The organism is Pseudomonas sp. Ag1 (assembly GCF_000278565.1).
Lineage (GTDB): Bacteria > Pseudomonadota > Gammaproteobacteria > Pseudomonadales > Pseudomonadaceae > Aquipseudomonas.
On record NZ_AKVH01000099.1, the window covers coordinates 97072 to 114927 of the forward strand.

The 17856-nt window shown below is 61.5% G+C and carries 15 protein-coding genes; 5 read left to right on the forward strand and 10 right to left on the reverse strand.

All coding sequences use genetic code 11. The features are described from left to right. Positions 1 to 13 precede the first annotated feature (13 nt). Positions 14 to 745, reverse strand: a complete 732-nt coding sequence (locus tag A462_RS15755) for a GntR family transcriptional regulator (RefSeq protein ID WP_003210205.1) — start codon at positions 743 to 745, stop codon at positions 14 to 16. 34 nt (positions 746 to 779) lie between these two features. Next, positions 780 to 1412: a glutathione transferase gene (yfcF, locus tag A462_RS15750; protein ID WP_008435393.1), complete on the reverse strand. Its 633-nt coding sequence runs from the start codon at positions 1410 to 1412 to the stop codon at positions 780 to 782. A gap of 171 nt (positions 1413 to 1583) precedes the next feature. On the opposite strand from yfcF, the gene A462_RS15745 reads away from it, so the two are divergent. After that, complete coding sequence (locus A462_RS15745) at positions 1584 to 3014, forward strand: hypothetical protein (RefSeq protein WP_008435395.1); 1431 nt, start codon at positions 1584 to 1586, stop codon at positions 3012 to 3014. Here the strand turns inward: A462_RS15745 and A462_RS15740 are convergent. Continuing rightward, positions 3011 to 3535, reverse strand: coding sequence for a DUF924 family protein (locus A462_RS15740; RefSeq protein ID WP_008435398.1), 525 nt, complete (start codon positions 3533 to 3535; stop codon positions 3011 to 3013). The genes A462_RS15745 and A462_RS15740 overlap by 4 nt on opposite strands. A 127-nt stretch (positions 3536 to 3662) precedes the next feature. On the opposite strand from A462_RS15740, the gene A462_RS15735 reads away from it, so the two are divergent. Beyond that, a complete protein-coding gene (locus A462_RS15735) occupies positions 3663 to 4721 on the forward strand; it encodes a HoxN/HupN/NixA family nickel/cobalt transporter (RefSeq protein ID WP_003210212.1) in 1059 nt (352 codons plus the stop codon). Positions 4722 to 4908: 187 nt separating this feature from the next. Here the strand turns inward: A462_RS15735 and A462_RS15730 are convergent, their stop codons facing one another. From A462_RS15730 to A462_RS15710, 5 genes are all read right to left on the reverse strand, one after another. Further along, entirely contained in the window at positions 4909 to 7350 is a 2442-nt protein-coding gene (locus A462_RS15730; protein WP_008435399.1) for a TonB-dependent receptor, read from the reverse strand. An 88-nt stretch (positions 7351 to 7438) separates the two neighbouring features. Beyond that, complete coding sequence (locus tag A462_RS15725; protein ID WP_008435401.1) at positions 7439 to 8386, reverse strand: FecR domain-containing protein; 948 nt, start codon at positions 8384 to 8386, stop codon at positions 7439 to 7441. Continuing rightward, positions 8383 to 8880 (reverse strand): sigma-70 family RNA polymerase sigma factor, encoded by a 498-nt coding sequence (locus tag A462_RS15720; RefSeq protein ID WP_032899414.1) that lies wholly within the window; start codon positions 8878 to 8880, stop codon positions 8383 to 8385. The genes A462_RS15725 and A462_RS15720 overlap by 4 nt, the downstream gene beginning before the upstream one ends. Positions 8881 to 9126: 246 nt before the next feature. Then, positions 9127 to 11415 (reverse strand): 5-methyltetrahydropteroyltriglutamate--homocysteine S-methyltransferase, encoded by a 2289-nt coding sequence (metE, locus tag A462_RS15715; protein WP_008435405.1) that lies wholly within the window; start codon positions 11413 to 11415, stop codon positions 9127 to 9129. Between the two features lie 388 nt (positions 11416 to 11803). Beyond that, entirely contained in the window at positions 11804 to 12649 is an 846-nt protein-coding gene (locus A462_RS15710; protein WP_003210222.1) for a LysR family transcriptional regulator, read from the reverse strand. A gap of 207 nt (positions 12650 to 12856) precedes the next feature. On the opposite strand from A462_RS15710, the gene A462_RS15705 reads away from it, so the two are divergent. Then, a complete protein-coding gene (locus A462_RS15705) occupies positions 12857 to 13330 on the forward strand; it encodes a GNAT family N-acetyltransferase (RefSeq protein ID WP_008435409.1) in 474 nt (157 codons plus the stop codon). A gap of 220 nt (positions 13331 to 13550) precedes the next feature. Here A462_RS15705 and A462_RS15700 read toward each other — a convergent pair whose 3' ends face one another. Continuing rightward, positions 13551 to 14213 carry a DUF2268 domain-containing putative Zn-dependent protease gene (locus A462_RS15700; protein ID WP_008435410.1) on the reverse strand — a complete coding sequence of 221 codons (663 nt, stop codon included), beginning with the start codon at positions 14211 to 14213 and terminating at the stop codon, positions 13551 to 13553. A 184-nt stretch (positions 14214 to 14397) separates the two neighbouring features. On the opposite strand from A462_RS15700, the gene A462_RS15695 reads away from it, so the two are divergent. Beyond that, positions 14398 to 15495 (forward strand): carboxynorspermidine decarboxylase, encoded by a 1098-nt coding sequence (locus tag A462_RS15695; RefSeq protein ID WP_003211413.1) that lies wholly within the window; start codon positions 14398 to 14400, stop codon positions 15493 to 15495. 29 nt (positions 15496 to 15524) lie between these two features. Then, positions 15525 to 16769, forward strand: a complete 1245-nt coding sequence (locus A462_RS15690; RefSeq protein ID WP_003211412.1) for a saccharopine dehydrogenase family protein — start codon at positions 15525 to 15527, stop codon at positions 16767 to 16769. 213 nt (positions 16770 to 16982) lie between these two features. Here A462_RS15690 and A462_RS15685 read toward each other — a convergent pair whose 3' ends face one another. Further along, a complete protein-coding gene (locus A462_RS15685) occupies positions 16983 to 17762 on the reverse strand; it encodes an IclR family transcriptional regulator (protein ID WP_008435411.1) in 780 nt (259 codons plus the stop codon). Between the last annotated feature and the right edge of the window lie 94 nt (positions 17763 to 17856).

Here is a 17856-nt window from a genome sequence, read left to right on the forward strand (position 1 = left end):
CCGCGCCTCAAGCTCAGCGTATATCCACGCGATAACGGAAATGTTCGGCGTGGCCACGGCCGCGTCGCAACTCCAGGGGTTGGCCGGCGTAATCCCGGGCCAGCCGCTCGATCACCATCACCGGGCTGCCCACCGGCACCTGCAACCAGCGGGCCCACACGTCATCGATGGACTCGGCAGTGAGGGCTTCCTCGGCAGAAGCGACTACTTGCCCGCAGACTTCTTCGTAAGTGGGGTACAACAGCAATCCCTGCCGGGTCAGATCCACGTCCAGCAGCGCCTGGAACCGCTCGCGCGGCAGCCAGATTTCCTCGGCCAGCACTGGCCCGGTGTCCAGCACGTGTACCCGCACGATGCAGATTACCGGCGCATCCGCTGCCAGCCCCAGCACCTCGCTCACCGACAACGGCGCCTTCACCGGCTTGACCGACAGGATCCGGCTCTGCGGCAGCTGACATTCACCGCCCGGGCCCTGGAAGCGGAAACACCGGAACAACGACGACTGAAACTTCGGGCGGCGCACAAACGTACCACGGCCCTGCTGGCGCTCCAGAATGCCCTCGCCCACCAATGCCTCGATCGCTTTACGCACAGTGCCGGTAGACAGCTGGTACTGGGTGGACAACACCGCTTCAGGGGGAATAGCCGCACCGGCGCGCCAGTGATTATTGGCAATCTGCTCAATCAGATGATCCCGAAAACGCTGGTACAGCGGCAGGCGGGAGTCACTCGACAGTATATTCATGGACCAGGATTCACTTTGTAATTGAGGAGTGTGACTACAGCGACGGTCGTGCCTGCTTGACCCATTCCTGGACCGAAGGCCGTTGCCATTGGTGCTGGGCATACGCCACCAGGTTGGCGGGCACGCTGTCACCGTTGAGGATCAGCCGGTTGAGCATCACGGCCAGGTCCATGTCGGCAATCGACCACGCGCCGAACAGGTAGTCGCGACCGTCGGCCAACAGCGCCTGCGCCGCGTTGATCAGCGTGTGGGCCGCTGCTTCAGCAACCGGCGACAGCGGTTCGCCCTTGAGCCCGTAAAACACCACCAGGGTCGAGCGTTCCTGCCGAATCGGCATCAAGTCACTGCGCAACCACGCCTGCACCTGCCGCGCCCTCGCCCGCTGGCGGGGTTCGGCCGGGTACACCGGCACCTGCGGGAACACATCCTCCAGGTACTCGGTTATCGCCGACGACTCGGACAGCGCAAACTCACCCTGCACCAGGGTCGGTACGCGCCCCGTCAGCGACAAGTGCGTGTACGCGTCAGTCTGGTTCTCGGCCGTGTCGAGGTTCAAGGTGAGCAGTTCAAATTCAAGGCCCTTTTCCCGCAGGGTCACAAACACCGACATCGCGTAGGGACTGGTGAAATGGGCGTCAACGTACAGGCTCAGCGGGCGATGGTTCACGGCGACATCTCCTTGGTGGGAGCACCACACTACGAGATCGCGTCGCGCAAATGAAATGCGCGGTTTTTATGGGGGCATTCCTGGCTGGAATACCATCGATAATGGCAATACTATGGCCCCTTGAACCCCACCCGTAACGCCCCGAAAAGCGGATCAAGGAACGATCACTAGATGAAACAAGCGGTTGTCGTCATCCACGGAATCGGCGAGCAGCGCCCGATGGATACCCTGCGTGGCTTCGTCGAAGCGGCGATCCCGGCGGACACCCCCGAGGCGACGCCTTTCTACTGGAGCAAACCCGACCGGTTTTCGCGCAACTTTGATTTGCGCGTGTTGAAGTCGGCGGGTCGCAACACCACCGATTTCTACGAGTACTACTGGGCCCACAAGATGCAGGGCACCAAGGTCGGGCACCTGCTCAGTTGGCTATGGGACATTTTCAAGCGTCCGCGCCGGGATATCCCGACGGCCATCGTGCCGATCTGGCGCGCCACGCGCTGGGCCTTGCTGGCCCTGCTCGTGCTGCTGGTCAGCGGAACCCTGGCGACGCTGTATGGCCGATTCCCCCACAGCGACAACCCCTTCGCCCTGATCCCGGTGCTGCTGGCGGTGATCGGCCTGGCCCTGAAGTACTCGGCACTGTCATACCTTGGCGATGCCGCCCGCTACCTGAGCCCCAACCCGCAGAACGTGGTGGTGCGCGAACAGATCCGCGCCGATGGCGTCGACCTGCTGCGCGCCCTGCATGACAAGGGTGATTACGACCGCATCATCGTCGTCGGCCACAGTTTGGGCAGCGTGATTGCCTACGAGATCGTCGGCTACCTGTGGCACGAGCATCACGATCAGTTACGCCCCGGCGGCCCGGAACTCGCCGCCCGCTACGCCAACCACGAGCGACTGCAACCGGTGGTCCAGGACACGCTGCCAAAGGCTGGAAACGCCCTCGACGGCCGCCTGCAAAGCCTCCTCAGGTTCCGCGAACAGCAAGCCGAAGCCTTTATCGAACAACGCAACCTCGGCAACCCGTGGCGTATCACCGACCTCGTCACCCTCGGCAGCCCGATGGCCCACGCCAGCCTGTTGCTGGGCCGCAGCGTGAGCGACTTCCAGCGCCGCATCGAACGCCGCGAAGCCCCCGCCTGCCCGCCGACGCTCGACGATAAGGGCTACGGCTACAGCGGCCGGCTGCCCGTCACCGTGGGCGGTCGCCCATTTTCACCCCTGTATTTGCACCATGCCGCGGCCTTCGCCGTGACCCGTTGGACCAACCTCTACTTCCCCGCGCCCCTGGGCCTGTTTGGCGACATCGTCGGCGGCCCGGTCAGCCCGGTGATGGGCCCCGGCGTACTGGACCTGCCGGTCAGCGTGGGCAAATGGAAAGGCTGGCTCGCCAGCTCCTGGCTCAGCCACACCCATTACTGGAGCGAACGCGGCGGCGCCAAGGGCTACCTGAATAAACTGACCACCGATGACGCGGCGATTACCCAAGGCGAACGTCCGTCGGCGACTGAAGCGTTGCGTTGGGCGATTGATCTCAAGGGTGTGCGGCGTTTTCGCCAGGCGGGCGTCAGAGACTTAGTGGCTGAACCCGAGGCCTAGCCCGAAAAGCCACCGTCCTCCAGGAACGCCCGCTCCTCCTCTGTCGTGACCCTGGCCAACACCTCATTACGATGAGGAAAGCGCCCGAACCGCTCGATGATGCGGGCGTGCTCCTTGGCCCAGCGGTAGGTATTGGCATCAAGGTCCTTGTTCAGGGCCACCGACAGCTGTTGATCCCCGGGATCTTCAGAATGCTCGAAGGGCAAATAACAAAACGCCCGCAACGGGGTTTCGATCGACTTGTCCATCCCCGCCTCGACCATCTGCCGCGCGTACAAACGCGCCAGCGGGTCGGTGGCGAACATATGCGCCGTGCCACGGAAGGTATTGCGCGGGAACTGGTCCAGCAGCAACAGCAACGCCAGCGCGCCCTCCGGCGTTTGCATCCAGCTCTCCAGTTCGCGCCGGGCCGCCTGCAAATGCGTGGTGTAGAAAGCCTCGCGAAAACGCCGGTCAAACCCTTCATCCTTGGCAAACCAGAGCTTGGGCCCCGCCTGTTTCCAGAACTCAATAACCGCCATTGCTGCATTTTCCATCGTCGTCACAATCCTCTCCTCACTCACTCCACAAATTTCATCATCACTCTAAACAAAATCTATAAAGTTTCGGAACGTGTCTGAATGTTTCCAACGCACACAGGTAGTGTTGATGATCCTACGCCTTGCCCAGATTTTCAGTGACTCCAGCACCCGGGTTCGCGCCAAGCTGTTTGGCATCTACGGGTTGTTGATCGGCATTAACGTGGTCGCCTGGATCTGGGCGCTGGTGGCGTTCCATGAGCACCCGGTGTTGCTCGGCACCGCGCTCCTGGCCTACGGTTTCGGGCTGCGGCATGCGGTGGATGCCGACCATATCGCCGCCATCGACAACGTGACCCGCAAGCTGATGCAGGAAAAGAAACGTCCGGTGGCGGTGGGCTTCTTTTTCTCCCTGGGACATTCTTCGGTGGTGGTCCTGGCATCCATTGGCGTCGCGTTTGCGGCCTCGGTGATGCAGGCGCGGTTTGAAGGGTTCAAGGCCATCGGCGGGGTGATCGGCACGTCGGTCTCGGCCTCGTTCCTGTTGGTCATCGCCTTGATGAACCTGGTGATCCTGCACGCGATCTACAAGGCCTGGCGCCATGTGCGCCAGGGCGGTGCGTATGTGGAGGACGACTTCGACCTGCTGCTGGCGGACCGGGGTTTCATGGCGCGGATTTTTCGCCCGGTGTTTCGCCTGATCAGCCGCAGCTGGCACATGTACCCGTTGGGTTTCCTGTTCGGCCTGGGCTTTGATACGGCCACCGAGATCGGCCTGTTGGGGATTTCTGCGACCCAGGCCTCTCAAGGGCTGTCGCCGTGGGCGATCATGGTGTTCCCGCTGCTGTTCAGCGCCGGCATGTCCCTGGTGGACACCCTCGACGGTCATCTGATGCTGGGGGCATACGGCTGGGCGTACATGAAACCGATCCGCAAGATCTACTACAACATGACCATCACCCTGGTATCGGTGGTGGTTGCGGTGGTGATCGGCAGTATCGAGGCGTTGGGGTTGATGGGTGACCAGTTGGACCTGAAGGGATCGTTCTGGAGTTTTATCGGCTCGCTGAACGACAGTTTCGGGATGCTGGGCTACATGATCATCGGGATCTTCGTGGCCAGTTGGGCGATCTCGGTGATGCTGTATCGCCTCAAGGGCTTTGACCGGATTGAAGTGAACGCGGGTTGACCGAGGGACATTCAGCCTTGTTGTGGCGAGGGAGCTTGCTCCCGCTGGGCTGCGAAGCGGCCCCAATAAGGCAATCGAGAGCCACCTGAAAGAACACCGTGTCCTTTTTTTGGGGCAGCTTCGCAGCCCAGCGGGAGCAAGCTCCCTCGCCACGGGTTGTTCATTCACCCGATAGGGTTTTCCAGGCTCAGAAATCCACCGTCGCCGACAATTTCACTGTCCGCGGCTCACCCTGGGTCAGGTAGTTATTGGCCGTCGACGCCGACGACCAGTACGCCTTGTTCGCTACGTTTTCGACGTTGGCGCGCAGGGTGATGTATTTGTCATCCGCTTTGAAACCATAACGCGCCCCCAGGTCGACGCGGGTCCAGGCCGGGATGCTCAGGCTGTTGGCGGCGTTGACGTATTCACCCCCGGTGCGCAGCATCCGTGCGCTGATCGCCGCACCCTGGATGCCCGGCACATCCCAATCCGCACCGACGTTGTACTGGAAGCGCGGCACACCCGCGGCGCGGTTGCCGTCGGTGGCACCGTTGGAAGTGCTCTTCTGTTCGGTGTCCATCCACGTGGCGCCGGCCAGCAGGCGCAGGCCGTCGATGGGCTCGCCGAACACGTTGAGTTCCACGCCTTTGTTGATCTGTTCACCGTCGACAGTGAAGGTGTCGAACTTCTGGCCCGGGAACCGGGTGGTCGCGTTGTTCGGCTGTTCGATGCGGTACACACCCAGCGTGGCGCCATAGTTTTCCCAGTCCAGCTTCACCCCGGCTTCCGTCTGCTTGCTGCGCTTGGGCGGGAAGACTTCGCCGGGGTTGGTCACGTTCGTGAGTGGCGCCGTCGGGCCCTGGGCCAGGCCTTCGATACGGTTGGCGTAGAACGACACGTGCTCCCATGGCTTGATCACCAGGCCATAGACCGGTGTGGTGATGGACTCGGAGTACGGTGTACCCCGTGCCCCCGTGGCCGTGTTCCAACTGTCCACCTCGATGGTCTGGCGCCGCACGCCCAGGGTCAACAACACGCGATCATCCAAAAAGCCCAGGGTGTCGGACACCGCCGCACTCTTGATGCGGTTCTTGCCGACAACCCGCGGGTCGTGAATATCACTGCCGAAATAGGTGTTGGTAGGTCGCGGCGTTTGCGTCGGGTCGTACAGGTTGCCGGGCTGGCGGTTGGCTTGCAGGATCGCCTCGTAGGACGAGCGCTGCTCGCCCCAGATCCCCGACAGCCCGAAGTTCATCTGATGGGTCACCGGCCCCGTCGCAAAGTGCCCGTCCAAGCCGGCCATGGCGCTTTTGTTGTCTTCGTCATGGGGTGAATAGAGGAAGCCCACCTTGGCGCTGCCATCGTTGGCGACATACAGCGACGAATACTGGCCGTTCTCCCGAGTGTGCTTGGCGCCACCTGCCGCGTAGGCCGTCCAGTTATCGTTCAAGTCATATTCGGCGTTGACCATGCCGTAGGTGTCTTCCAGCTGCGACCAGCTCCAGTCCTGGGCGTAGTTGTTCTTGGCCGACGGCGGGCTGGGCACTTTGGTGCCGGTCAGGTAGACCACCGAGCGGCCGTTATTGATGCGTTCTTTCTGGTAGCCAAAGTCGGTGGAGACCCGCAAGCGCTCGCCGCGATAATCCAGGGCAACGGCGATCAACTGCGAGCTTTTGTTTTCGTCATCCACAGCGGTTTCGCCGCCGTGCCGCGCCAGGTTGACCCGGGCGCCAAAGCGGTTGTCTTCGCCAAAGCGTTGGCCGAGGTCGATGTGGCCGCCGGCCTGGCTGTCGCTGGCGTAATCGAGGGTGACGCTGCGGGTGGGCGTGTCTTCAGCGCGCTTGGGCACCAGGTTGACGCTGCCGCCGATCCCGCTGCCCGAGGGCGACACGCCGTTGACGAAGGCATTCGGGCCCTTGAACAACTCCACCCGTTCCAGGGCTTCGGTAGTGATGATCTGCCGGGGCAGCACACCGTACAGGCCATTGAATGCGATGTCATCGGTGCTCAGCGGCAGCCCGCGAATGGTGAACACCTGGGAGAAGTTGCCAAACCCGGACGACTGGCGCACCGACGCGTCGTTGAGCAAAACGTCGCCGACGGTTCGCGCTTGTTGGTCGGCGATGGTTTTCGAGGTGTAGCTGACCACGCTGAATGGCACGTCGTTGATGGACCGATTGCCCAACACGCCCAGGCGTGCAGAACGTGCCACCTGGCCACCGGCATACGTGTCTGCCTGCGCCCCGCTCGCTTCACCGCTGATGGTGGTGGCGCCCAACTCCAACGCACCGCCTCTGGCCTGGGGCACCACGGTATAACCGTTGGTGCCGGTGCCTTGCAGGGTGTAGCCGCTGCCTTGCAGCAACTGGGCAAAACCCGATTGTGCGCTGTAGCTGCCTTGCAGCCCCGGGCTTTGTTGATCGTTGAGCAACGTGGAATCGAACGACAACGGCACCCCGGACAACGCCGCAAACTGCGCCAGCACATTCCCCAGCGGCCCCGCCGCGATGTTATAGCTGCGCGCCGCACTGCTTGGCGCAGCGTCTTCTGCCTGGGCGTTCTGCAACGGTGCGACGGCGGCAAGGGCGACCGCCAGGCTCAGTGCCTTCAACGGACGGGGGCAATACGGGAGCGGTCTGGCGGTCATGGGCATTCCTGTCGGCGCGGAGCAATGTTGAGGGTTCTCCCCTACACCGGGCGACAACGAAAAAGGTATCAGCGAAAGTTGAAAAAGATCAGCGCGGCTCGACCGTCACCCAATACCCCGTCAGGCTGCTGACCTTGACCGGCAAGGTTTCCTGCAACAGGTGCAGGCTGGCATCGGTGTCGCGCAGGGGAAACGCACCCGACACCGTGAGGTCGGCAACCGAGGCATGGCAGCGCAATACGCCGGCGCGATAACGCCCCAGCTCATCCAGCAGGTCCGCCAGGCGCATATGCTGGGCCAGCAGCATGCCGTTCTCCCAGGTCAGGGTGCTGACGTCCAGCGGCTCGACGGCGGCTACCCGGTCAACACTGAAGGCGCCCTGCTCGCCCGCCTTGACGATCACCCCCTGGCCGGCATGCGCCGCCAGCAACTCCACCGCGCCTTCGGTCACGGCCACTCGGCTTGCCTGCTCACCCACCCGCACGCTGAATCGGGTGCCCAAGGCCCTGGCGGTACCGTGGCGGGTCTGGACGATGAACGGGCGATGGGCCGAATCCTTGGCGGTGGTGATCAGCACTTCGCCCTTGAGCAGCTCGATACGCCGCACCTGCTCGGAGAACGCGATATTCAGCGAGCTGCCGGTGTTGATCAGCAAGCGAGTGCCGTCGGGCAAAGTGAGGTTCCTTTGTTCGCCGATGGCCGTGTGCTGGTCGGCGGTCCACTGCTGCCAAGGCACCTGCCGATACGCCAGCCAGGCCGCCGGGCCGGCCGCCAGCAACAACCCGAGCGCCTGGCGTCGGCCGAGGGATTTTTTGCGCCCGATGCGCTTCAAGGTATCGCCGGCAATCGCCGCCGGCACGCTGTTGAAGTCCCCCAGAATCGCCTGCGCCCGTTGCCAGGCCTGGGCATGCTGGGCGCTGCGGCCCTGCCACTGGGTGATGGCGCGGCGGTCCTCATCGGTGGCGCTGCCGGACTGCAACTGCACCATCCAGTCGGCGGCTTCACCGAGGATCAACGGATCAATCGACTGGCTCATGCCACGCTCAGGCAGGCCAGGAAGGCATCGCGCATGTAGCGTTTGACCGAAATCAGCGACACACCCAGGGCATCGGCAATCTGCTGATAGCTCAGGCCGTCGATCTGCGACATCAGGAAGGCCTGGCGGGTTTTTTCCGGCAGATCCCGCAGCATCGCCTCAATGCGGTACAGCGCTTCGAGGATCAGCCAGCGGGTTTCCGGCGAAGGTACATGCTGTTCGGGCAGGTGGGCGATGGTTTCCAGGTAGGCGCGTTCCACTTCCTGGCGGCGCCAGCTGTCGATCATCAGGCCCTTGGCGATATGGGTCAGCAATGCCCGTGGCTCGGCGCCCAGGTTGCCGGTGGTTTGCCGGGTCAGCAGGCGCATGAACGTGTCATGGGCCAGGTCGGCGGCATCGCTGGCGTTGCCCAGCTTGCGGTCCAGCCAACGGTGCAACCATCCATGGTGTTCGCAGTACAGGTCCTGGATATGCAGATTGAGGGGAGACGACATGCCGATCACCGGGGCGCGCCGGGCGGTGGGGCCCAAGCGTAATTAAGAATTGATCGCATTCTAGTCTGCGCGGGGTAATGCTGGCAATTTCATGATTTTGATAACGCCGGTGACCCAATGTGGGAGCGGGCTTGCTCGCGAATGCGGTGGGTCAGTCGACATCTCCAGCGGCTGATACTCCGTATTCGCGAGCAAGCCCGCTCCCACATTTTGATCTTCACCCGGCGTGTAATTCCGGGTGTTGGATCAGGCCAGTTCGGCCCGCAGTTGACGCGCCGCTGTCACCATGTGAATCAGCGCCGCTTCAGTCTCCGGCCAGCCACGGGTTTTCAGGCCGCAATCCGGGTTGACCCACAGGCGTTCGGCCGGGATGCGTTTGGCTGCCTTGCGCAGCAGGTTGGCCATTTCCGAGGCATCCGGCACCCGTGGCGAGTGGATGTCATACACACCTGGGCCAATGTCGTTCGGGTAAGCGAAGGCTTCGAATGCCTCCAGCAGTTCCATGTCCGAGCGCGAGGTTTCGATGGTGATCACGTCGGCATCCATCGCCGCGATGGACTCGATCACATCGTTGAACTCGCTGTAGCACATGTGGGTGTGAATCTGGGTTTCGTCACGCACGCCGGAGGCGCACAGGCGGAACACTTCAGTGGCCCAATCCAGGTATTCCTTCCACTGCGCCTGGCGCAACGGCAAGCCTTCGCGGAACGCGGCTTCATCGATCTGCACGATCTTGATCCCGGCGGCTTCCAGGTCCACCACTTCGTCACGAATCGCCAGGGCGAGTTGCCGCGCCTGTTCTTCGCGGCTCACGTCTTCACGGGGGAACGACCACATCAGCATGGTCACCGGGCCGGTCAGCATGCCCTTCATCACCTTGTTGGTAAGGCCCTGGGCGTAGCGGATCCACTCCACGGTCATGGCTTTCGGACGACTCAGGTCACCGAAAATCACCGCCGGTTTCACACAACGGGAACCGTAGCTCTGCACCCAGCCGAAGCGGGTAAATACATAACCGTCCAACTGTTCGGCGAAGTATTCGACCATGTCGTTACGCTCGGCTTCACCATGCACCAGCACGTCCAGGCCAAGGTTTTCCTGCACTTCGACAGCGTGGCGGATCTCGCTGTGCATGGCTTCGACGTATTCGGCTTCGCTCAACTTGCCGGCCTTGTAGGACTGGCGAGCCAGGCGGATCGAAGCGGTTTGCGGGAACGAACCGATGGTGGTGGTCGGGAACAGCGGCAGGTTCAGGCCGGCACGCTGTTTCTCGATACGTTGGGCAAACAGCGAGTCACGCTGGCTGTCCTTGGCGGTGATCGCCGCCACACGGGCTTGCACCGCCGGCTTGTGGATACGCGGCGAAGCGGCACGGGCCGCCTGCACGGCACGGCTTTCGGCCAGGGCAGCGATCACGTTCGGCGCTTCAGGCTGGTTCACGGCCTGGGCCAGCACCGCCACTTCTTCGCACTTCTGTACGGCAAACGCCAGCCAGCTTTTCAGCTCGGCATCCAGCTTGTCTTCCCGGCCCAAGTCCACCGGGCTGTGCAGCAACGAGCAGGATGGCGCCACCCACAGGCGATCCCCCAGGCGCTCATGAGCATGCTGCAAGGTGGCCAGGGCTTTTTCCAGGTCGCAGCGCCATACGTTACGGCCGTTGACCACGCCCAGGGACAGCACCTTATAAGCCGGCAGACGATCGAGGATGGTCGGGTACTGATCCGGTGCACGCACCAGGTCGATGTGCAGGCCGTCCACCGGCAGGTTGGCTGCCAGGCCGAGGTTCTCTTCCAGGCCGCCAAAATAGGTGGCCACCAGCTTCTTCAGCGGGTCGCGCTGGATCAGGTTATAGGCACGCTCGAAGGCGTTTTTCCAATCCTGCGGCAGGTCCAGCACCAGGATCGGCTCGTCGATCTGCACCCACTCCACGCCCAGGTCCGCCAGGCGCTGGAAGATCTGGCCGTAAAGCGGCAGCAGGCGGTCCAGCAGGTCGAGTTTGTCGAAATCACCACCCTTGGCCTTGCCCAGCCACAGGTAGGTCAGCGGGCCGATGACCACCGGCTTGACGGTGTGGCCGAGGTCGCGGGCTTCCTTGACCTCTTCGAACAGTTGCTCCCAACCCAGCTGGAATTGCTGGTCGGCGCTGAATTCAGGGACCAGGTAGTGATAGTTGGTGTCGAACCACTTGGTCATTTCCTGGGCGTGGGCACCGCCGCAGCAGTTGTCACTGACGCCACGGGCCATGCCGAACAGGGTGTGCAGGGTGGCTTTGCCGTCGGCCGGGCGGAAACGCTCGGGGATCACACCGAACATCAGCGAGTGAGTCAGTACCTGGTCGTACCAGGCGAAGTCACCGGCGGGCAACAGTTCGATGCCGGCTTTCTTTTGCAGGTCCCAGTGCGTCTTGCGCAGTTCACGACCTACGGCGTGCAGGCCGGCTTCGTCGAGCTCGCCCTTCCAAAACGCTTCCTGCGCTTTTTTCAGTTCACGATCGCGACCAATGCGCGGGAATCCAAGGGAATGGGCAACAGCCATGACGTAAAGCTCCAATGTGTTTGTATGGGAGCCATTGTCGGGATCGAGTGATAGTGAGACAAACTCATTTTATTTGAGATGATCACAAGTTCCACTCATGATGAAATGCACCGCCCAGGCCTGAGTGATCGCGCGGCGCTCACGCTCCATGCGCGCGGGAGTGGGTGGGCCTTGGTTTTGCTTATCACTGAAATAGCTGGCAGCGTCTGTTTCGGTGCCCGGCCGCTCAGCATACTTTTGCTTCCCAAGCCCCAAGGAAGCCCTCACATGGAACAGCAGCAGCCACTGACCACCCTCCTCGTTCACTTCGTAGCCCTTGGGCTCACACTCCTCGGCATCGGCAGCCTGGCGCTGCTGATGGCCTGGGCCGGGCGTCTGATTTTCTAGTTCAATCGGCGGGAATATCGGCGCTCAACGTGCGGATCAACGCTTGCGCCTGAGAGTCCCGCTGCGCCGTATACAGCACCACTTCACGACTGGGCAGCGGCGGCAGGTCGAAACGCTGCTCCACGTCGACGCAGCCACTGGGCGCCATTCGCCCAACCATCGCGCCGATGCCAATCCCCGCCACCACAGCAGCGCCGATCGCCAGGATCCCGCTGCCCACGAACGCCTCTTCCCAGGCACGGTTCTGCTCGGCCAGCGCCGCCATCACCATGCTGCGCATGCCGCAGGGTTCCGGCTGGATCGCCAGGGGCAACGCCCCGCCCTGGCGCAATTCGAAGTCGTGGGAAGCCATCCAGCCAAAGCGTTCGATGCCCACCACTTCGCCGTCCTGGCGACGGTTGTCGTGCCGCAGGATCATCGCCACATCCAGCTTGCCCTGCTCGTAGTTCATCAACATATCCCGCGAGGTGCCGAGGCTGAACGCCACGATCACGTCCGGGTCGGTGGTCGCCAAACGTCGCAGCCACAGGCTGAGATCGGCGCCGACAATGTGGTGGCTGACGCCCACGCGCAAGGTGCGTTTCTGCGGGCCAAAACAATTCATCGCATCCTGGTAGTTGTCCAGCAAGCGGCGGGCGCTGGCCAAAAACATCTGGCCATGGGCCGACAGCGTGACCCGTCGCGGCGTGCGCTCCAGCAGCTTGCGGCCAAGGCTTTCTTCGAGGCGTTTTATCTTCAGGCTGATAGCCGCCTGGGTGCCGCCGATAGCATCGGCAGCGCGGGTAAAGCTCTTGAGTTCGGCGACCAGGACGAACGCCTGGATGGCGTCGATATCGGGCATTTTCATGGATGGGCTGGCGATAGAGAGTCAAGACGTGACGTTAGCATGCCGCGCCTGCTGACCAAACCACTGCATGATCAGCACGCAGCCTGGGTGTGACGCCGCCGGCGATTGCACGGTTGGCCACTCGGTGGTGGACCAAGTTGAAGACCAATACGTGATACCAGGAGAGCGTTATAGTCGCTGCATCGAATAGGGAATTGAGTCAATACAGTGGATAGGTCAACGGACGGTTTGTCGATACGCACCCTCTCGGCGTTGCCCGAAGAGATCCTGGTATTGGAAGCAGAAGCCGTCGCCGAAGGATTCAGGTTTCTCACGCGACTCGTTGCAGAGTGGTCCAGCGGCGCCAACCGTTTTGACCAGCCAGGCGAATGTCTTTTGGGTGTATTCAGCAACGGGCAGTTGATCGCCGTTGGCGGTTTGTCCCATGACCCTTACGCCGGTCCGGAGGTTGGCAGGCTGCGCCGGGTGTACGTCGCACAGGCATCAAGGGGACGCCAGGTGGGCAAAGCGTTGGTAGGCCAGCTTTTGGCACGCGCTGCGCAATCCTTCCATGTCGTGCGCCTGTCTACCGACACCCACGAGGGCGCAAGCTTTTATCTGCGCTGCGGGTTTGAGCCGGTACAGGACGAACATGCAACTCACGCTAAATCATTAATTGATCAGGAGGCTTCATGCAGGTGATCAACGACAACCGGCCTGAATACGTTCGGGGGGAGATGACGGTTTGATGTCAGTGTGGGTGCGTTTTTGTCATGTGGGAGCTGTCGAGCTTTAGCGAGGCTGCGATAGCGGTGTGTCAGGCAGCTTATTTTATCGGCTGTGCCGCCGCCTTCGCAGCCTCGCTGAGGCTCGACAGCTCCCACAGGGGATAGGGGTTGTTTGGTGGGCTTGTGTTTCAAAGTCAGGCCACCAACCCCGCTTTGGCGGCATTGGCGAGTATGTCTTGGGCGGGTACATTGACCCATGTGGCGGCGTCCACCTCGCCCTGTTTTGCCAGCCAGGCCTCCACCATCTGGTAGCCCAGCGTGTATCCCAGCCATCTTGGCCGCGCGCCGGTACCAAAGAACCATTCACTGTGATCGTAATACGTGGCGTCTAGAAGCTGGCGGTCTACCGGGGCACTCAGCAGTTCCTGGGGGGCAAGCGCCCGCTCCCACAACTCCGGCTCACTGCCCAGCACCTGCCGCACAAACTGCCCGGCCAGGCCCTCACTGACCATCGCCTCCCCCAGCGTCCAGCCATAACCGGGGCCCGCCATGCGCAGGCAATGGTGCACCTCATGCACCACGTGTCGACGCAATGCACCGCTTTGCAGGCTGGTGAGGAAATTCGGGTTATCGGGATCAAGGGTCATGCTGAACATCGTGCTGCGATAAGCACGGCCCACCAGGCCGAGTTCCGGAAGGGTCTCCCCCGGCAACCGCTGGATCAGAATGTCCAGCCGCGGCGGCGGCAGCAGTTGCGCGATTGCCTCGTAGGCAACCTCAAACTCTCGGATCAACTCCGGGCGAAACTGCGCCAGGCTCCCCGAAGCTTCCAGCCAATGCAGCGTCCATGCGTCCATTCTCACCTCTCGTCGCCCAAGCCGTGGTCCGTTATCAAAGCGGCTCATCATACCTACGGGCTGTCATATTCACAGGCCAGCTTATAACCGGGCCAGCAAATTCCGCTGACTAACCTTTCGATCTGTCCCAAGTGCGGGCACAATGCGTGTCCTTTTTTGGCAGGCACCGCCGCAGGCTCTGAAAATGATCAAAACGCCGTACTACCTCATCGACAAACAGAAGCTTCTGGTCAACATGCAGAAGATCGCCTACGTGCGCGAACAGTCCGGCGCCAAGGCTCTTCTGGCCCTCAAATGCTTCGCCACTTGGTCTGTGTTCGACCTGATGCAGGAATACATGGACGGCACCACCTCGTCGTCGCTGTACGAGCTCAAGCTGGGTCGCCAGAAGTTCGAAGGTGAAGCCCACGCCTACAGCGTGGCCTGGGCCGACGATGAAATCGAAGAGATGCTCGACAACTGCGACAAGATCATCTTCAACTCCATCAGCCAACTGCAGCGCTTTGCCGAGCGCAGCGAAGGCAAGACCCGTGGCCTGCGCGTCAACCCGCAAGTGAGCAGCTCCGACTACCTGCTGGCCGACCCGGCGCGCCCGTTCAGCCGTCTGGGCGAGTGGGACCCGGTGAAGATCGAAGGTGTGATCGAGCAAATCTCCGGTTTCATGTTCCACAACAACTGCGAGAACGGTGATTTCAACCTGTTCGACCAGATGCTCAACACCATCGAAGAACGCTTCGGCGCGCTGCTGCACAAGGTCAACTGGGTCAGCCTCGGCGGCGGCATCCACTTCACCGGTGAAGGCTATGCCATCGACGCCTTCTGCCAGCGCCTCAAGGCGTTCTCGCAGAAGTACGACGTGCAGGTGTACCTGGAACCCGGCGAAGCGGCGATCACCAACAGCGCCTCCCTGGAAGTGACCGTGCTCGACACCCTCTACAACGGCAAGAACCTCGCCGTGGTAGACAGCTCCATCGAAGCCCACCTGCTGGACCTGCTGATCTATCGCCTGAACGCCAAGCTGGCGCCAAGCAATGGCGAACACACCTACATGGTGTGCGGCAAGTCGTGCCTGGCCGGGGACATCTTCGGTGAGTACCAATTTGATCAGCCGCTGGCCATCGGCGATCGACTGTCGTTCATCGACACGGCAGGCTACACCATGGTCAAGAAAAACTGGTTCAACGGCCTGAAAATGCCGTCCATCGTAGTGAAACAACTCGACGGTACAGTCGAAGTGGTTCGTGAATTTGGTTACGACGACTACCTGTCCAGCCTTTCGTAAAGCGGACAGATAAAGGAGAGATAAAGCAATTGAAAAAGAACGTTCTTATCATTGGTGCAGGAGGTGTCGCCAAGGTGGTGGCCCACAAGTGCGCGCAGCACAACGACGAACTCGGTCGTATTGCTATCGCGTCGCGCAACATCTCCAAATGCCAGGCCATCATCGACAGCGTCAAGGCCAAGGGTAGCCTCAAGGTACCCGCCGACATCCAGGCCTTCGCGCTGAACGCTTTGGACGTGGAAGCGACCAAGGCACTGATCCGCGAGACTGAATCGCAGATCGTCATCAACGTCGGTTCCGCGTTCCTCAACATGTCGGTACTGCGTGCCTGCATCGACACCGGCGTGGCGTACCTCGACACCGCCATCCACGAAGAGCCGGGCAAGGTCTGCGAGACCCCGCCGTGGTACGGCAACTACGAATGGAACCACCTGGAAGAGTGCAAACAGAAGAACATCACGGCCATCCTTGGCGTGGGCTTCGACCCGGGTGTGGTCAACGCTTATGCAGCGCTGGCGCAACAAAAGCATTTCGACCGCATTGATTCGATCGACATTCTCGACGTCAATGCCGGCTCCCATGGCAAATATTTCGCCACCAATTTCGACCCGGAAATCAACTTCCGCGAATTCACCGGACAGGTGTGGAGCTGGCAGAACAGCCAGTGGACCAGCAACACCATGTTCGAAGTCAAACGCACCGACGACCTGCCTGTGGTCGGTTCGCAGAACCTGTACCTGACCGGCCACGATGAAGTGCACTCGCTGTCGAAAAACCTCGACGTGCCCAATGTGCGTTTCTGGATGAGCTTCGGCGAACACTACATCAACGTGTTCACCGTGCTGAAAAACCTCGGCCTGCTCTCCGAAAAACCGGTCACCACCGCCGAAGGCCTGGAAGTCGTGCCGCTGAAACTGGTCAAGGCCGTGCTGCCCGACCCGTCGTCGCTGGCGCCTGGCTACACCGGCAAGACCTGCATCGGCGACCTGGTCAAGGGCACCAAGGATGGCCAGCCACGCGAGCTGTTCATCTACAACGTGGCCTGCCACGAAGAAGCCTTCGCCGAGACCGACAGCCAGGGCATTTCCTACACCGCCGGCGTACCGCCGGTAGCCGCAGCGTTGCTGGTTGCCCGTGGCGAGTGGGACGTGAAGCACATGGCCAACGTCGAGGAACTGCCGGCTGAGCCGTTCCTGAAGGCGCTGGACGTGATGGGCTTGCCGACTCGGATCAAAGACGAGAACGGTGACCGTGCCTGGGATGCGATTGCCTGACAGGCGATAGTTGACCGAACAAAAAAATGCGCCCTCAGGGGCGCATTTTTTGTTGGGGCTCACATAAATATCAAAGAACAATGAAGATCAAAATGTGGGAGCGGGCTTGCTCGCGAATGCGGTGTGCCAGTCACTGCATCTGGCGACTGATACACCGCATTCGCGAGCAAGCCCGCTCCCACATTTTGGATTTTCTGTGTTCTTGAGAGCGGGTTACTCCAGGTTACGCGCCGAATTGCTCAACGCCCTTGAGCACTGCAACAACGCCGGCGCCAACTGTTTCTCTGCATCCGCCCGGCTCCAGCGACTGGTCGGCGCCACCACATGCACCGCCGCCACCGGCCGACCGTTCGCCCCCAGCACCGGCGCGCCGATGGTCATGTCCCCCAGGAACAGTTCCTGGCCATTCACCGCATAGCCCTGCTCGCGCACCTGCTGCAACGACTCCATGATCCTGTCGACCTCAGTCAACGTCTGGCTGGTGTGCGCCACCCGCTGGCTGTGCTCGATCAATGCCAGCGCCTCATCCTGCGGCAACGCACTCAGATACGCGCGCCCCGACGCCGTGCAATACATCGGCACCCGCGAGCCAATCGGCATGTGTACCGGCACGAAGCCCGAGCTGACAAACCGCGCGATATACGTCATGTCGTAACCCGCAGGCTCGGTCAGGCACGAGGTTTCTCCCGTCAGGCGGGTCAATTCCGAGAGGAACGGGTTAGCCACTTCAATCAGCGAATGCGCATCCAGATAACTGAAGCCCAACTCCAGCACCCGTGGTGTGAGTTGGTAATGACGGGTGCGCGAGTGTTTCCGAAGGTAACCCAGGCTCTCGAGGGTAAACACCATGCGCTGGGCCGAGCTTTTGGTCATACCGGCGGCCTCGGCCACCTCTGCAAGGCTCATGCTGCGGCGCTGTGCGCTGAATGCCTTGAGCACCGACAGGCCTTTTTCCAGGGATTGGTTGTGCAAGCTGTTGCGTTCTTCGGACATGGCGAACTCGCGGTCAGGTCGATCAAGCGTGGCGATATTTCTACACGAAATCGCGAAATTCGACTACTAAAAATCGCATACCGATACGAATGGT

Bases quoted from the DNA above. Each gene is read 5' to 3' on its own strand.
- A462_RS15720 (WP_032899414.1), bottom strand. From the start codon at position 8,880: ATGTCGTCTCCCCTCAATCTGCATATCCAGGACCTGTACTGCGAACAC.
- metE (WP_008435405.1), bottom strand. From the start codon at position 11,415: ATGGCTGTTGCCCATTCCCTTGGATTCCCGCGCATTGGTCGCGATCGT.
- A462_RS15730 (WP_008435399.1), bottom strand. From the start codon at position 7,350: ATGACCGCCAGACCGCTCCCGTATTGCCCCCGTCCGTTGAAGGCACTG.
- A462_RS15755 (WP_003210205.1), bottom strand. From the start codon at position 745: ATGAATATACTGTCGAGTGACTCCCGCCTGCCGCTGTACCAGCGTTTT.
- A462_RS15725 (WP_008435401.1), bottom strand. From the start codon at position 8,386: ATGAGCCAGTCGATTGATCCGTTGATCCTCGGTGAAGCCGCCGACTGG.
- A462_RS15695 (WP_003211413.1), top strand. From the start codon at position 14,398: ATGATCAAAACGCCGTACTACCTCATCGACAAACAGAAGCTTCTGGTC.
- A462_RS15710 (WP_003210222.1), bottom strand. From the start codon at position 12,649: ATGAAAATGCCCGATATCGACGCCATCCAGGCGTTCGTCCTGGTCGCC.
- A462_RS15700 (WP_008435410.1), bottom strand. From the start codon at position 14,213: ATGGACGCATGGACGCTGCATTGGCTGGAAGCTTCGGGGAGCCTGGCG.
- A462_RS15745 (WP_008435395.1), top strand. From the start codon at position 1,584: ATGAAACAAGCGGTTGTCGTCATCCACGGAATCGGCGAGCAGCGCCCG.
- A462_RS15740 (WP_008435398.1), bottom strand. From the start codon at position 3,535: ATGGCGGTTATTGAGTTCTGGAAACAGGCGGGGCCCAAGCTCTGGTTT.
- A462_RS15735 (WP_003210212.1), top strand. From the start codon at position 3,663: ATGATCCTACGCCTTGCCCAGATTTTCAGTGACTCCAGCACCCGGGTT.
- A462_RS15685 (WP_008435411.1), bottom strand. From the start codon at position 17,762: ATGTCCGAAGAACGCAACAGCTTGCACAACCAATCCCTGGAAAAAGGC.